Here is a 15,303-nt window from a genome sequence, read left to right as displayed (position 1 = left end):
CCCCGAGTCCGGCCTTGGTGCTGTGGGTTGCGACCGTCATTGCTCCGTCTCCCGTCCGGCCCCGCTCAATCCTTAACCGACGGGGATTGCCGAACGCTGCCACGCGATCGCCATTTGCGGCCCGGCAGGTTCGTTGGGAAATCGAAGAAGCACAACAGATCAGAAGAGGGAGCGAACGGGTTGCCCCGCACACGCGCAGGCCGCCCCCGGCCGTCACCCCGCCGCGATGGCGCTGTTCAGCGAGGCGATCAGGATATGGGCGTCCACCGGCTTGCCCAGCACGTCGCGGGCGCCGCCGCCGATCGCCCGCGCCCGTGTGGCCTCGTCGGCATAGGAGGTCATGAACAGGATCGGCGGATGTCCGCCGCCGTCGGCGTTCAGCCGCTCCTGCATCTCCAGCCCGGACAGGCCGGGCATGCGCACGTCCAGGATGATGCAGTCGATATCGCCGCGGTCGGCGCTGGTCAGGAATTGCGCCAGGAAATCCTCGGCGGAGACGAAGGACCGGCAGCGGAAGCCGACGGACCGCAGCAGGTCGTCCAGCGCCTCGCGGATCGCCTCGTCGTCATCGACCACCGCTATCAGGGGTGCGTTGGACAATTCGTGATGCCTCGACCGGATGGAGGCGCCGTTCCCCGGCGCCACGCGCATCCTAGCCGGACGGGACCGCGGGGAGATACCACACCTAGGTCTATTCCTAGGGGGTCTATTCCTAAGGGGTCCATTCCTCGGGGGTCTACTCCTCCGGGTCCAGCACCTCCGCCTTGCGGACGAGGTCGGCGACCGAGCGCACCTGCATCTTCCGCATCACCTTGCCGCGGTGCAGCTTCACGGTCACCTCGCTGATGCCGAGATCGCCGGCGATCTGCTTGTTCAGCCGGCCCTTGACCACCTCGGCCATCACCTCGCGCTCCCGCGGGGTCAGGGTCGCGGCCAGCGATTCCACCGTCATCGCGGCGGCCCGATCGCGCCGCCTGGACCGGTCGCGGGCGATCGCGGCCTCCACCGCGTCTAGCATGTCCTGATCGCGGAAGGGCTTGATGAGGAAATCCATCGCCCCCGCCTTCATCGCCCGAACCGACATCGGCACGTCGGCGAAACCGGTCATGAAGACGATGGGCAGCGCGATGCCCAGGCTGTCCAGCCTCGTCTGGAACTCCAGCCCGCCCAGGCCGGGAAGCCGCACGTCCAGGATCAGGCAGCCCGGCCGGTCGGGAACCGCCGCCGCCAGCAGTTCGGCCGTGCTGCCGAAGGCGAGGCTTTCGATGCCGACCGACCGCAGCAAATCGACCACCGCCTCCCGCATGCCGGCATCGTCATCCACGATGAGAACCAGCGGGTCGTCCTTCAAAGGGGATGGAGCGGGGCTTTGTGGCATGGTGGTCAGTCCTCTCGTGCCGGCGCCGGCGGAACGGCCGGCGATCCGGAAAACGCGGGCAGCGGCCCGGAAGATGCCGGGGGCTGGGGCAAGGCCGCGGGTATGGTGAACTCGAACACCGCCCCACCTTCCGCATGGTTGTGCGCGGTCAGCGTGCCGCCGCAGGATTCGACGGTGGACCGGCAGATCGACAGCCCCATGCCCATGCCGTCCGGCCGGGTGGTGAAGAAGGGATCGAACAGGCGGGCGCGGCTGGCCTCGTCGATGCCCCGGCCGCGGTCGCGGACCGCCACACTCACCTCGTTGCCGTCCCCCGCACGCTCGACGGTGATGGTCAGTTCGCGGCGCGGGCTCCCCGCCTCCGCCATGGCGTGCAGGCCGTTGGTGACGAGGTTGATCAGCACCTGCTGCAGGCCGACCCGGCTGCCCCGCACCGGCGGCACATCGGACGCGAAGCCGGTGACCAGCACCGTCGCGGCGGCCGACAGCTCGCGCTCCAGCAGCAGCGCCACCTCCTCCACCAGTTGGCGCAGGTCGATGGTCTCGTCGCAGCGGGTGTCCTTGACCAGCATGCCGCGTGTCCGCTGCACGATGTCCGCGGCGCGCTTGCCGTCGCGGACGATGCGGTCCGCCGCCTTGGCGGCGGTTTCGATGTCCGGCGGGTCACGGCGCAGCCAGCGCAGGCAGGCCTGCGCGTTCAGCACGATGGCGCCCAGCGGCTGGTTCAGCTCATGGGCGATGGAGGCGGACAGGGCACCCAGCGTGGCGGCGCGCGCCGCGCGGGCGAGTTCCGCCTGGGCAGCCAATAGCGCCTCCTGCGTGCGTTCGCGCTGGGTGATGTCGACGACGCCGACCACGACCCGGTCGAAGCCGACGCCGTCGTCCGGAAAGCTGATGCCCAGCAGCACAGTCAGGGTGCGCCCGTCGGCGGCGATCAGCTGCGCCCTCCCCTCGAAGCGGTCGCGCCGGTCCCAAAGCGCCAGAAGTATCTGCGGCAGCGCCGGATCCTCGGCGGGAAGGAACCGTTCGAGCGGCCCCAGCACCTCCGTCCGGCCGGCGGCGCCCAGCAGTTCCAGGGTGGCGTCGTTGACGTTGGTGGTGACGACCGACGCGCCCATCTCCCGCGCCCAGCCGGGATTGGCCTGCGCATGGGCGGCGATGTCCGTCACCCCGTCCGCCCGCAGCGCGTCGAGCGCCGCCGTCACGGCGGTGAAATCCTGTTCCCACAGCGAAATGCGCGCCTGCTCGAACATGCCGCGATAGCGCCGTTCGCTGCGCGCCAGCGCGTTGTTGGCCCGGACCAGCAATGCCCGCGAGTCATGGTCCCGCACCAGCAGCGCACCGGTGATGAGGATGGCCGCCAGCGAAACGCCGCAGCGCAGGACCGACGACAGGTCCATGTCGTGCCAGTGCGACAGGAAAAAGGACAGCACCGCCAGCAGTGCGCAGCCCGCCGCCACCCGCAAGACGCCGCGCCGGGACAGCGCGGTGGCCGCCAGGAGAAGCACCAGCACATACAGGACCGCGATGGCGCTTTCGATGTCGGTGAAGGTGTCGATCACGAACACGGTCAGCGCCAGCGGAATCGCCAGCACGCCCAGCCGCCGCTCGGCCGCCCGGCCCGCCGCCTGCGAACCGCTCCACTCCGCGCCCGCCCAATCCGCACCCATGCGCCCGTCTCCAACCTCGGGATGTGCCGTTCCCATCCCCGCAGCTTGCCTGCTGATGCCTCCCGCTTCTTGAACGATCTGGACGTGCTGTCGCCAGTCATACCTTGGGTTGGTTGAGAAGGCCGCGGAACCGGCGCTACCATCCTTTCGCCACGCCTTCCCCCAACAAACGCATCAGGCCGCAGGAGCCCGCCATGGTCGACGCCATCATCATCGGAGCCGGCCAGGCCGGACCGCCGCTCGCCGAACGCCTCACCGCCGCCGGCATGAGCGTGGCCGTCATCGAACGCAAGCTGTTCGGCGGCACCTGCGTCAACACCGGCTGCACCCCGACCAAGACGCTGATCGCCAGCGCCCGCGTGGCGCGGATGGCCCAGCGCGCCGCCGAATACGGCGTGATGCTGGACGGCCCGGTGCGCATCGACATGGCGCGGGTCAAGGCGCGCAAGGACGCCGTCTCCGGCCGCTCGCGCCAGAATGTCGAACGCTGGCTGCGCGGCATGCCGAACTGCCGCGTGCTGCAGGGCCATGCCCGCTTCGAATCGGCCAACAGCGTGCGCGTCGGCGACGAACTGCTGACGGCGGAGCGCATCTTCCTCAATGTCGGCGCCCGCGCCGCGGTGCCGGACATGCCGGGCGTCCGCGACGTGAATATTCTCACCAGCGGCACCATCCTCGACCTCGACCATGTGCCGCGGCATCTGGTGGTGGTCGGCGGCAGCTACGTCGGCCTGGAATTCGCCCAGATGTACCGCCGGTTCGGCGCCGAGGTGACGGTGGTGGAGAAAGGGGAACGGCTGATCGGCCGCGAGGACCCCGACGTCTCATATGCCATCCGGGAGCTGCTGGAGAAGGAGGGGGTGACCGTCCGCCTGTCGGCCGACTGCATCCGCTTCGCTCCCCATGCCGACGGCATCGAGGTCGGGGTGAACTGCGCCTCCGGCACCCCGTTGGTGGTGGGAAGCCATGTGCTGCTGGCGGTCGGGCGGACGCCCAACACCGGCGACCTCGGCCTCGACCGCGCCGGGGTGGCGACGGATTCCCGCGGCTATGTCACGGTGGACAACCGGTTGCGCACCAACGTGCCGGGCATTTGGGCGATGGGCGACTGCAACGGGCGCGGCGCCTTCACCCACACCGCCTACAATGATTTCGAGATCGTCGCCGCCAATTTGCTGGACGACGATCCGCGCAGCGTCGACGACCGCATCCAGGCCTATGCGCTCTACACCGACCCGCCGCTCGCCCGCGTCGGCATGACCGACGAGGCGGTCCGCCGCTCCGGCCGGCGGGCGCTGTTCGGCCAGCGGCCGATGACCCGCGTCGGCCGCGCGGTGGAAAAGGGCGAGGCCGACGGCTTCATGCGGATCGTCGTCGATGCCGACAGCCGGGAGATTCTCGGCGCCGCCATTCTCGGCCCCGGCGGCGACGAGGCGATCCACGGCGTGCTCGACATGATGTACGCCAAGGCGCCCTACCCCACGCTGCAGCGCGCCGTCCACATCCACCCCACCGTCGCCGAACTGCTGCCGACCCTGCTGGGCGAACTGAAGCCGCTGGAGTGACGGGTAGGATCAGGCCGGAAAGCCGGCGGCCGTCATCCGCTCTTGAAACACCTCGTGCAACAGGGCCAGGAAGGCGCGCACCGCCGGGTTGGTATGGCGGCTTTCCGGCCAGAGCGCCGTGATGTTGTTCCGTTCGACCGCGAAGTCCGGCAGGACCGGGACCAATTCGCCGCGCGCCACAAGCGGGCCGGCGATGAAGGTAGCGGCCATGCCGATGCCGCCGCCGGCCGCCAGCGCGGCGACCAGCGCATCGCTTGCGTCGACGACGATGCCGGCCGGCGGCACGACCTCCACCAGCCGGCCGCCGATGAGGAAGGGCCAGCGCAGCGCCTGCCCCGTGCTCTGATAGCGCAGAAGGACGGTGTCATGTCCGTCCAGTTCGTCGGGGTGCATCGGCATGCCGCGCGCCGCCAGATAGTCCGGCGAGGCGAAGCAGCAGAGCCGGTGCGGCGCCAGCCGGCGCGACAGCAGTCCGGAATCCGCCAACTCGCCGATGCGTACGGCGATGTCGATCCGCTCCTCGACAATGTCGACCATCCGGTCGTTCAGGCGCAGATCGACCGTCACCCTGGGGTGGAGCTTGCGGAAGGCCGGCAATGCCGGCGCGATCACATGGACGCCGATCGGCAGCGGGGCCGCGACCCGCAGGGTGCCGGACGGCTCCGATCGCGCCGCCATCGCCGCCTGCTCGATCTCCTCCGCATCGCGCAGCAGCCTCACCGCGCGTTCATGCAACTCACGCCCCTCCGGCGTCAGCGTCAGCGAGCGCGTGGTGCGGGTGAACAGCGAGACCCCCAGCCGCTGCTCCAGCCGCTGCACGCTCTTGCTGACGGCGGAGGGCGAGATCGACAGCGACCGCGCGGCGGCGGTGAAGCTGCCCAGCGATCCGGCACGCGCGAATGCGATCAGCCCGGTCAGCCGTTCCAGGCCCATTTGTTCCTTCATGGCATAATTGAACAGATAATCAGGCCGATTATCAATCCCCAACCGCCGATCATATGCTCGTCCAGGTCCGATCCTCTCCCAAGGAGACTGTGATGAGCGAAATGATGAAAGCGGTGCGGCTGCACGCCTTCGGCGGTCCGGAGGTCCTGGTCTATGAAGACGCGCCGAAACCCCGGCCGAAAGCGGGCGAGGTCCTCGTCCGCGTCCACGCGGTCGGGCTCAATCCTCCCGACTGGTATCTGCGCGACGGCTACCGGATGCTTCCGCCCGAATGGCGACCCCGGGTGTCCTTCCCCATCATCCCCGGAACCGACATTTCCGGCATGGTCGAAGCCGTGGGCGACGATGTTGGGACAGTCGCCGTTGGCGACGAGGTCTATGCGATGGTCCGCTTTCCCGTCGGCCTCGCCGGTGACAGCCGGGCTTATGCCGAGTATGTCACGGTTCCGGCATCGGAACTCGGGATCAAACCGCCGGGCATCGACCATGTGCATGCCGCCGCGGCGCCGATGTCGCTGCTCACCGCATGGCAGTTCCTGGTCGATCTCGGCCATGATGAACCGAATCCGCTGCAGCCGAACCAGCATCGGCCGGTACCGCTTGCCGGCAGGACCGTGCTGGTGAACGGTGCCGGCGGCGGTGTCGGGCATCTGGCTCTGCAGATCGCGAAATGGAAGGGTGCGCGCGCCATCGCCGTGGCCTCCGGCCGGCACAAGGCGTTGTTGCGCGATCTCGGTGCCGACGAGGTCATCGACTACACCAGGACCAGGCCCGAGGACGTGGTGCGCGGGGCTGATCTCGTCATCGACGCGGTCGGTGGCGCGGCCACCCGCCGTTTCCTGCCGACTCTGAAGCGTGGCGGCGCCCTGTTCCCGATCTTCCCGCTGGGCTTCGACGCCGGTACGGAAGCGGCGGAGCTGGGCGTCACCGTGTCGGCCACCCAGGTCCGGTCGAACGGCGCCCAACTGACGGAAATCGGAAAGCTCCTTGACGACGGCACCATCCGCGTGGTCATCGACAGCGTCTTCCCGCTGGCCGACGCACGGAAGGCGCACGAGCGCGCCGCCGACGGCCATGTCCAGGGCAAGATCGTTCTCACCGTCGACTGACCGCGCAGCACGGCAGCCACGCCCAAGCCGGCCTTGCAACCTCCTCCCCATCCGGACCATCCTGCCGACGGCACCGGAACCAAGAGGATGAATCGTGCAGCCGGAGATCAGCGAGATTACCGAAGGTAATACGGCGTCGGCGGTGCCGGCCCTGCAGGTGCTTTGGCCGAAATACGATGCGGCCGAGATGACCCGCATCATCGACACAGTGCTGCGGCCGAACGGCTATCGCCTCGCCGGCATCATCCCCGAAGCGGGTGGGCCGGCCGCCTGCGTCATGGGATTCCGCCTGCAATATTCCCTCTGGCTGGGCAAGTCCTTCTACATCGTCGACATGGCGACCCTGCCGGAGCATCGCGGCCGGGGCTATGCTTCCCTCATCCTTGACTGGGCGAAGGCCGAGGCCGAACGGCTGGACTGCAAGGCGCTGCACCTCGATTCCGGCGTCGGTCCGGAGCGCAGCGACGCCCACCGTGTCTATATGGGCAAGCGCTACCGGATCGGCTGCCACCACTTCGTCCACAAGCTGGACTAGCGCGACTGCCCCGCCGCCGCGCGGTACGGGGCGAACCAGCCCAGCCCCTCCAGCGTGGCGGCCCTCGGCCGGTACTCGCAGCCGACGAAGCCGCCATAGCCCAGCCGGTCCAGTTCCCCGAACAGGAAGGGCCAGTTCAGCTCCTCGCCGTCCGGTTCGTTGCGCGACGGGACCGAGGCGATCTGGACATGGCCGGTCAGCGGCATCAGCCGGCGCAGCGCCATGGTCACGTCGCCATGCAGGATCTGACGGTGGTAAATGTCGAACTGCAGCCCGACATTGGGCAGGCCGGAGTCGGCGATCATCCGCTCGGCAAGACCGAAATCATTCAGGAAATATCCCGGCATGTCGCGGCCGTTGATCGGCTCCAGCAGCAGCCCGATCCCGCGCGCCGACAGCGCCTCGCCCGCGTAGTCCATGGCGCGCCGGTACGATCCGGCCGCCGCCGGATCGGCGGGATCGGCCAGCCCGGCCATCATGTGCAGCCGGCGGCAGCCCGTCGCCGTCGCATAGTCCAGCGCCTTGGCGACGCCGGCGCGGAACTCCTCGAACCGCTCCGGCAGGGCGGCCAGCCCGCGGTCTCCGGCGGCCCAGTCGCCGGGCGGCATGTTGAACAGCGCCTGGGTCAACCCGTTGCGCTCCAGCCGCCGGGCCACCTCGTCCGGCGCATGGTCGTAGGGGAACAGATACTCGACCGCCCGGAAACCGGCATCGGCGGCGGCGTCGAAGCGGTCCAGGAACGGCCACTCCGTGAACATCATCGTCAGGTTGGCGGCAAAGGCGGGCATGGCGCGGCGGGGCTCCCTCGTGGCACGGACGGCATGAAACTGATAAGGGAGGGCAGGCGAAACGATAAGACCAAAGAGATCGGCCAATGACGAAGACCACGACCCTGTCCGCCATTCTGACCGGCAAGGCGGTGCCGTTCGGCCGGCCGGACACGCTCAGCGCCATCGGCAAGCATCCGACCGACGCCGCGGTCGCCATCGGTCCGGCCGGTCTGGAGGGCGACGAGCAGGCCGACCGCCGCAACCATGGCGGGCCGGACAAGGCGGTCCACCATTACCCCTTCGACCATTACGCGGCTTGGCGCGCCGACCTGCCCGCCCCCGTCCCGCTGCTTGATAGCGTCGGCGCCTTCGGCGAGAACCTGTCCACCCGGGGCCTGACGGAGGAGACGGTCTGCGTCGGCGACGTCTTCCGCATCGGCACCGCGATCCTGCAGGTCAGCCAGGGGCGCCAGCCCTGCTGGAAGCTGAACCATCGCTTCGGCGTGAAGGACATGGCGCGGCGGGTGCAATCCACCGGCCGGACCGGCTGGTATTATCGCGTGCTGGAGCCGGGCATCGCCGCCGTCGGCGACGAGATCTCGCTGATCGAGCGCCCCCTGCCCGACTGGCCGCTGGCCCGCATCCTGCGCGCCTTCTACCACGACACTGGCGACCTTCCCACGCTGGCCGGCATCGCGGAGTTGGAGCCGCTGGCGCCCGGCTGGCGCACCCTGGCTCAGCGCCGGGTCGAGAGCGGCCGGGTGGAGGATTGGACAAACCGCCTGGGCGAGTGATCGGGCGCGTTCGGATTTCCGGACGCCCGTTGGCGGGCGCATTCGGAAATCCGAACGACCGCGGCTCTCACCAGCAATCATACGCAAAAAGATCAAAGGCTTAGGCCGCGACGTCCTGCCCGCCTGCGCTGGCATGGCGGTTGCTCCTTACCGGTTACGCCCCGCGAAGACGGGGCGGTCTCAACCAAGGGAGCGAAACGTCCGATGTCTGCAGCCACAACGCGCACCGAACATGACCTGCTGGGCGACCGCGAGGTCCCGGCCGACGCCTATTACGGTGTCCACACCCTGCGCGCTGTCGAGAATTTCCCGATCACCGGCACGCCGATTTCCCACTATCCCGATCTGGTCCGCGCGCTGGCCGAGATCAAGATGGCAGCATCCCGCGCCAACCATGAACTTGGGCTGCTGAACGGCGAGCGGGCCGACGCCATCGCCGCCGCCTGCCGCGAAATCCGCGCCGGCAGGCTGCACGACCAGTTCGTCGTCGACGTGATCCAGGGCGGCGCCGGCACCTCGACCAACATGAACGCCAACGAGGTGATCGCCAACCGGGCGCTGGAACTGCTGGGCCACCGCCGCGGCGACTACGTCCATCTCCGCCCCAACGAACACGTCAACATGAGCCAGTCGACCAACGACGTCTATCCGACGGCGCTGAAGCTGGCGACCTACACCGGCATCTTCCGGCTGGTGGAGGCGATGGGCCATCTGCGTGCCGCCTTCCAGCGCAAGGCCGACGAGTTCCGCGACATCCTGAAAATGGGTCGTACCCAGCTGCAGGACGCCGTGCCGATGACGCTGGGCCAGGAATTCTCCACCTACGCCGTCATGCTGGCCGAGGACGAGGAGCGGCTGAAGGAAGCCGCCCTGCTGATCCGTGAGATCAATCTGGGCGCCACCGCCATCGGCACCGGCATCAACGCCCATCCCGACTATGCCGCCCTGGTCTGCCGCCGTCTGGCCGAGATCAGCGGCGTTCCCGTCGTCACCGCACCCAATCTGGTCGAGGCGACGCAGGATTGCGGCAGCTTCGTCCAGCTGTCGGGCGTGCTGAAGCGGGTGGCGGTGAAGCTGTCCAAGACCTGCAACGACCTGCGCCTGCTGTCCAGCGGCCCGCGCGCCGGCTTCGGCGAGATCAACCTGCCGGCGCGGCAGGCCGGCTCCTCGATCATGCCGGGCAAGGTCAACCCGGTGATCCCCGAGGTGGTCAACCAGATCGCCTTCGAGGTGATCGGCAACGACATGACCGTCACCTTCGCCGCCGAGGCCGGACAGCTGCAGCTGAACGCCTTCGAGCCGATCATCGCCCACAGCCTGTTCAAGAGCATCACCCACCTGCGCCAGGGCTGCCTGGTGCTGGCCGACCGTTGCGTCGACGGCATCACCGCCAACCGCGACCATCTGGAAGCCGCCGTGCGCAACTCCATCGGCATCGTCACCGCGCTCAACCCCTACATCGGCTACGCCAACGCCACCGAGGTGGCCGCCGAGGCCCACCGCACCGGCAAGGGTGTCGCCGAACTGGTGGAGGCGCGCGGCCTGATGACCGCCGCCGCGCTTGCCGAAGTGCTGCGTCCGGACGTGCTGACCCGGCCGCGGCTGCTGGCGACCGCCGGCTGACCCGATCCGCCACCCGGTCCCGACACGCTCGGGGCCGGTTCCTATCGACCGCAACCCGGCCGGCGCATCGAGGCGGGCGGGAAAGGTGAGGTAACAGGACCATGAACAAACAGACGACGCTGATCATCGTCGCCATGCTGCTGGGCATCGTCACCGGCTATGTCTGCAACAGCCTGTTCGACGCGGCGGCGGCCAAGGAGATCGCCGGCTATTTCGCGATGGTGACGGACATCTTCCTGCGCCTGATCAAGATGATCATCGCGCCCCTGATCTTCGCCACCCTGGTCGCCGGCATGGCCGGCATGGGCGACGCCCGCACCGTCGGCCGCATCGGCGGCAAGGCGGTCGGCTGGTTCCTGATGGCGTCCTTCGCGTCGCTGTTCATCGGGCTGGTCTTCGCCAACCTGCTGCAGCCGGGCGCCAATGTCGGCGTGCCGCTGCCCGATGCCGCCGCCAGCGCCGGTCTGAAGACCTCCGCCCTGAACCTGAAGGATTTCCTGACCCACCTGTTCCCGCGCAACTTCTTCGAAGCGATGGCGAACAACGAGATCCTGCAGATCCTGATCTTCTCGCTCTTCGTCGGCCTCGCCATCGGCCAGCTGCGCGACACCAAGGCCGGCCTGCTCGCCCGTTCGATCGAAGAGGTCGTGCCGGTGATGCTGAAGGTCACCGACTATGTCATGCGCTTCGCCCCGATCGGCGTCTTCGCCGCCGTCGCCAACGTGGTGACGACGCAGGGCCTCGGCGTGCTGGCCGTCTACGGCAAGTTCATGGGCAGCTTCTATCTGACGCTGGCGGTGCTGTGGGCGACGCTGGTCTTCGCCGGCTTCGTCGTGCTGAAGGGCGACGTCTTCCGCGTCGTGAAGGCGATGCGCCAGCCGATGCTGCTGGGCTTCTCCACCGCGTCGAGCGAATCCGCCTATCCCCGCGTGATGGAAGAGCTGAAGACGCTGGGCGTGAAGGAGCGGGTGATCGGCTTCGTCCTGCCGCTCGGCTATTCCTTCAACCTCGACGGCTCGATGATCTACACGACCTTCGCGTCGCTGTTCATCGCCCAGGCTTATGGCATCCCGCTGACGCTGGAACAGCAGATCGTCATGCTGCTGGTGCTGATGGTGTCGAGCAAGGGCATCGCCGGCGTTCCGCGCTCCTCCCTCGTGGTGGTCGCCGCGGTGCTGCCGATGTTCCACCTGCCGGAGGCCGGCGTGCTGCTGATCATGGGCATCGACCATTTCCTCGACATGGGCCGCACCGCCACCAACGTGCTGGGCAACGCCATCGCCACCACCGTCGTCGCCAAGTGGGAGAACGCCATCGGCACCGAGGAGGATGACGAGGAGGCCGGCGCCGCGCTGCCCGCCCCGGCCGCTGCCGAGTGACGGGCTGATATCCTGAGGGGCCAGTCTGGAAGACGGGCGGGCTATGGGACGGGGGCTTCTGCTATGATGCGGCGGCCCCTTCCCCTGCCCGCCTTTTTCATGCCTGTTGCCAGACGCCTCCGCACCATCGGTCTTCTGCTGCCGGCGCTCGCCGGTCTGGCGCTGCTTGCCGGTGTGGTGGGCTTCCGGGTCAGCGAGGGGATGGGGCTCGCCGCCTTACAGGAGACCGGGCACCACCGCCTCGACCTCTATGCCGAGAGTCTGGAACGCGAGATCGACAAATACGCCTATTTCCCGGCAACGCTGGGGCTGGAGCGCGACGTCCTCGACCTCGTCACCGGCCGGGCGCCGCTGGCCTGGGGGCTGAACCGCTATCTGGAGCGGCTGAACGAGCGGGCCGGCACCCTGTCGATCTATGTGCTGAACCGCCAGGGCCGGGTGCTGGCCGCCAGCAACTGGAACCGTCCCGACAGCTTCATCGGCGAGGATCTGTCCTACCGCCCCTATTTCGTCGAGGCCGCCGCCGGCCGCCAGGGCCGCTTCTTCGGCGTCGGCACCACGCGGGGCCAAGCCGGCTATTACCTGTCCTCGCCCCTGGCGGAGGATGGCGCCATCGTCGGCGTCGCGGTGGTGAAGGTCAGCCTGGAGCAGTTGGAACAAAGCTGGTCGACGGTGGAGGCGCCGGTGCTGGTCACCGACGAGAACGGCGTGGTGATCCTCGCCTCCGTCCCCTCCTGGAAATTCACCACCCTGCGGCCGATGGACGAGCCGACCCGCCGCCATTTCGACCAGACCCTGCAATACAACGCCCGTCCGCTGCCGCCGCTGGGCCTGAAGCCGGTCAGCCGGATCGCCGACGATGCCGAATTGGTCCGCCTGCCCCGCCCGGCCGAGGGACAGCTTGAGGAGACGGTCTTCCCGGTCTCCGGCGGCTTCCTGGCCCAGACCGCGCCGCTGCACGGCACCGGCTGGACGATGACCGTGCTGTCGCCGGTGGCGCAGGTGACCGGCATGGCCTGGACCCGTGCCGCGCTCGCCGCGGTGGGCAGCGCCTTCCTCGGCATTCTGCTGCTGATGTGGGTGCAGCGCCGCCGCCACCTGCACGACCTTGAACGCAAGGTGGAGGAGCGCACACGCAACCTGCGCGCCGCCCAGGACGAGCTTGTCCATGCCGGCAAGCTGGCGGTGATCGGCCAACTCTCCGCCGGTCTGGCGCATGAGCTGAACCAGCCGCTGGCGGCGCTGCGCACCCTGTCCGGCAACAGCGTCAAGTTCCTCCAGCGCGGCAATCTGGACGCGGCGCAAGGCAATCTGGAGCGTATCGCAAGTCTGGTCGACGCCATGGGCGCCCTGACCAGCCAGCTGAAATCCTTCGCCCGCAAATCCTCCGGCGCCCCCCGCCCGGTGGCGGTGCGCCGGCCGATCGACAACGCGCTGTTCCTGCTGGATCAGCGGCTGCGGCGGTCCGGCGTGACCGTTCACCTCGATGTGCCGGAGGATGTCGCGGCCCTCTGCGACCCCAACCGGCTGGAGCAGGTGCTGGTTAATCTGGTTGCCAACAGCCTGGACGCGCTGGCCGGGCGCAAGGACGGTAGGCTGGCGCTCACCGCCCGGACGGAGGATGGGCGGGTCCGCATCCAGGTGGCCGACAACGGCCCCGGCCTGCCCGCCGACGTCCTTCCCCGCCTGTTCGAGCCCTTCTTCACCACCAAGGAGGCGGCGAAGGACGGAGCGAAGGAGGGCGGCGGGCTCGGCTTGGGGCTTGCCATCTCGGCCGGGATCGTGCGTGACTTCGGCGGCGCCCTGACCGGGGCGAACGGCGCGGATGGCGGAGCGGTCTTCACCGTCGACCTTCCCGCCGCCGCCCTGCCCACCGACCCGACCGCCATCCAGGCCGGAGAGTTTCCATGTCCGACGCTGCCGCCAACGCTCTGAAGGTCCTCATCGTCGAGGATGACCCGAATGTCAGCCTCGGCTGCCAGCAGGCTTTGGAGCTGGAGGACATCCCGACCCAGGCGGTGGACAGCGCGGAGAAGGCCCGCCGGCTGGTGGCCGAGGGCTTCCCCGGCATCGTCGTCACCGACATCCGCCTGCCGGGCATGGATGGGATGGCGCTGCTGGCCGAACTGCTGGCAAGCGACCCGGACCTGCCGGTGGTGCTGATGACCGGCCACGGCGACGTGGCGATGGCGGTGCAGGCGATGAAGCTGGGCGCCCACGACTTCATCGAGAAACCCTTCTCCCCCGACTATCTGGTCGAGGTGGTGCGCCGCGCCCTGGAAAAGCGCCGCCTGACGCTGGAGGTGCGCGACCTGCGCGCCCGCCTGCAGAACCGCGACAGCATCGAGGCGCGGCTGGTCGGCGGATCGCCGCAGATGGTGCGGGTGCGCCGGCTGATCGGTGAACTCGCCAACTCCGCCGCCGACGTGCTGATCCATGGCGAGACCGGCTCCGGCAAGGAGCTGGCCGCCCGCTGTCTGCACGACGCCAGCCCGCGCCGCGGCGGCAACTTTGTCGCCATCAACTGCGGCGGCCTGCCGGAAAGCCTGATCGACAGCGAGATCTTCGGCCACGAGGCCGGCGCCTTCACCGGGGCCGGCAAGCGCCGCATCGGCAAGGTGGAGCACGCCAATGGCGGCACCCTGTTCCTCGACGAGATCGAGAGCATGCCGATGCCGGTGCAGATCAAGTTCCTGCGCGTGCTTCAGGAGCGCACGCTGGAACGGCTCGGCTCCAACACCCCCGTTCCTGTCGATTGCCGGGTGATCGCCGCGACCAAGGTGGACTTGCGCGAACTGGCCGATCGCGGGCAATTCCGCGCCGACCTCTATTACCGCCTGAACGTCGCCAACCTGCCCTTGCCGCCCCTGCGCGACCGGCGCGAGGACATCCCCCTGCTCTTCGAACAGTTCACCCTGCAGGCCGCCGCCCGCCACGGCCGCCCGGTCCCGCCGCCGGATGCCGAGCGCATGCGCCGCCTGATGGCCTATGACTGGCCGGGCAACGTACGCGAGCTGCACAATGTCGCCGACCGCTGCGTGTTGGGAATCGAACAGGGCTTCCCGCCCTTCGCCACCGTCCATCCCGCAGCCGGTCGCCCGCTGGCCGAGGCGGTGGAGGCCTTCGAGCGCGCGTTGATCGCCGACACCCTGCGCCGCACCAACCACAGCCTCGCCCGCGCCGCGGAAGAACTGCAGATCGCCAAGACCACGCTGCACGACAAGATCAGGAAATATGGGCTGTCGTGAAGCCGGTGCTCATAAAGAATCCGATGTGAATAACGCTCATCTGGATTCCATCAGCAGTGAAACCAAGCGTTCGTCGCCGGTCGAGAAGTCGACTAGCTCTTTCCGCCCTCCCGGATATTCCTTGATGACGCAGCCCGGCGGCGTGTCGTCCCGGGTATAGTAGACCGGAACACCGGCACGGAGCACCCGCCGCATTTCCGTCCCGTCATCCTGCTCCAGTTGGGATTCGAACAGACGTTCCTGCTCGGGCGTCATCCTGTCCAGCATGCCGGGGGTCAAGTCCATCG

Annotated in this window: 14 protein-coding genes; 8 read left to right on the top strand and 6 right to left on the bottom strand. The window is 68.7% G+C overall.

Annotated features, from left to right (window positions below; all coding sequences use genetic code 11):
• Positions 1 to 213: 213 nt before the first annotated feature.
• The 3 genes from TSH20_RS21195 to TSH20_RS21185 all read right to left on the bottom strand — a co-directional run bounded on the left by TSH20_RS21195 (position 214) and on the right by TSH20_RS21185 (position 3,048).
• Positions 214 to 600, bottom strand: coding sequence for a response regulator (locus TSH20_RS21195; protein ID WP_247871298.1), 387 nt, complete (start codon positions 598 to 600; stop codon positions 214 to 216).
• Positions 601 to 736: 136 nt separating this feature from the next.
• Positions 737 to 1,378 carry a response regulator gene (locus tag TSH20_RS21190; RefSeq protein WP_109156284.1) on the bottom strand — a complete coding sequence of 214 codons (642 nt, stop codon included), beginning with the start codon at positions 1,376 to 1,378 and terminating at the stop codon, positions 737 to 739.
• Between the two features lie 5 nt (positions 1,379 to 1,383).
• Positions 1,384 to 3,048, bottom strand: a complete 1,665-nt coding sequence (locus tag TSH20_RS21185) for an ATP-binding protein (protein WP_109156283.1) — start codon at positions 3,046 to 3,048, stop codon at positions 1,384 to 1,386.
• A gap of 194 nt (positions 3,049 to 3,242) precedes the next feature.
• On the opposite strand from TSH20_RS21185, the gene TSH20_RS21180 reads away from it, so the two are divergent.
• A complete protein-coding gene (locus tag TSH20_RS21180) occupies positions 3,243 to 4,613 on the top strand; it encodes an FAD-containing oxidoreductase (protein WP_109156282.1) in 1,371 nt (456 codons plus the stop codon).
• Positions 4,614 to 4,622: 9 nt separating this feature from the next.
• Here TSH20_RS21180 and TSH20_RS21175 read toward each other — a convergent pair whose 3' ends face one another.
• Positions 4,623 to 5,558, bottom strand: coding sequence for a LysR family transcriptional regulator (locus TSH20_RS21175; RefSeq protein ID WP_109156281.1), 936 nt, complete (start codon positions 5,556 to 5,558; stop codon positions 4,623 to 4,625).
• Between the two features lie 92 nt (positions 5,559 to 5,650).
• On the opposite strand from TSH20_RS21175, the gene TSH20_RS21170 reads away from it, so the two are divergent.
• Together TSH20_RS21170 and TSH20_RS21165 are read left to right on the top strand one after the other, a co-directional pair.
• Complete coding sequence (locus tag TSH20_RS21170) at positions 5,651 to 6,667, top strand: NADP-dependent oxidoreductase (RefSeq protein ID WP_199231955.1); 1,017 nt, start codon at positions 5,651 to 5,653, stop codon at positions 6,665 to 6,667.
• A gap of 94 nt (positions 6,668 to 6,761) precedes the next feature.
• On the top strand, positions 6,762 to 7,202 hold the full coding sequence (locus TSH20_RS21165) for a GNAT family N-acetyltransferase (RefSeq protein WP_109156279.1): 441 nt from the start codon (positions 6,762 to 6,764) through the stop codon (positions 7,200 to 7,202).
• Here the strand turns inward: TSH20_RS21165 and otnI are convergent.
• Positions 7,199 to 7,990 (bottom strand): 2-oxo-tetronate isomerase, encoded by a 792-nt coding sequence (otnI, locus tag TSH20_RS21160; protein WP_109156278.1) that lies wholly within the window; start codon positions 7,988 to 7,990, stop codon positions 7,199 to 7,201. The genes TSH20_RS21165 and otnI overlap by 4 nt on opposite strands.
• 86 nt (positions 7,991 to 8,076) lie before the next feature.
• On the opposite strand from otnI, the gene TSH20_RS21155 reads away from it, so the two are divergent.
• From TSH20_RS21155 to TSH20_RS21135, 5 genes are all read left to right on the top strand, one after another.
• Entirely contained in the window at positions 8,077 to 8,766 is a 690-nt protein-coding gene (locus TSH20_RS21155) for an MOSC domain-containing protein (RefSeq protein ID WP_109156277.1), read from the top strand.
• 204 nt (positions 8,767 to 8,970) lie between these two features.
• Positions 8,971 to 10,389 (top strand): aspartate ammonia-lyase, encoded by a 1,419-nt coding sequence (gene aspA, locus TSH20_RS21150; protein WP_109156276.1) that lies wholly within the window; start codon positions 8,971 to 8,973, stop codon positions 10,387 to 10,389.
• A 101-nt stretch (positions 10,390 to 10,490) separates the two neighbouring features.
• Positions 10,491 to 11,768, top strand: coding sequence for a dicarboxylate/amino acid:cation symporter (locus tag TSH20_RS21145; protein ID WP_109156275.1), 1,278 nt, complete (start codon positions 10,491 to 10,493; stop codon positions 11,766 to 11,768).
• A gap of 99 nt (positions 11,769 to 11,867) precedes the next feature.
• Positions 11,868 to 13,703, top strand: coding sequence for an ATP-binding protein (locus TSH20_RS21140; RefSeq protein WP_109156327.1), 1,836 nt, complete (start codon positions 11,868 to 11,870; stop codon positions 13,701 to 13,703).
• The gene (locus tag TSH20_RS21135; protein WP_109156274.1) at positions 13,676 to 15,016 is read left to right on the top strand and encodes a sigma-54 dependent transcriptional regulator; all 1,341 of its coding nucleotides are present in this window, start codon (positions 13,676 to 13,678) and stop codon (positions 15,014 to 15,016) included. Before TSH20_RS21140 ends, TSH20_RS21135 begins: the two co-directional genes overlap by 28 nt.
• Positions 15,017 to 15,052: 36 nt before the next feature.
• On the opposite strand, the gene TSH20_RS21130 is transcribed toward TSH20_RS21135, so the two are convergent.
• Complete coding sequence (locus tag TSH20_RS21130; RefSeq protein ID WP_109156273.1) at positions 15,053 to 15,301, bottom strand: hypothetical protein; 249 nt, start codon at positions 15,299 to 15,301, stop codon at positions 15,053 to 15,055.
• Positions 15,302 to 15,303: the final 2 nt, after the last annotated feature.

The sequence above is a fragment of the Azospirillum sp. TSH20 genome, from assembly GCF_003115935.1.
Lineage (GTDB): Bacteria > Pseudomonadota > Alphaproteobacteria > Azospirillales > Azospirillaceae > Azospirillum.
This window is presented reverse-complemented; position numbering and strand designations above follow the sequence as displayed.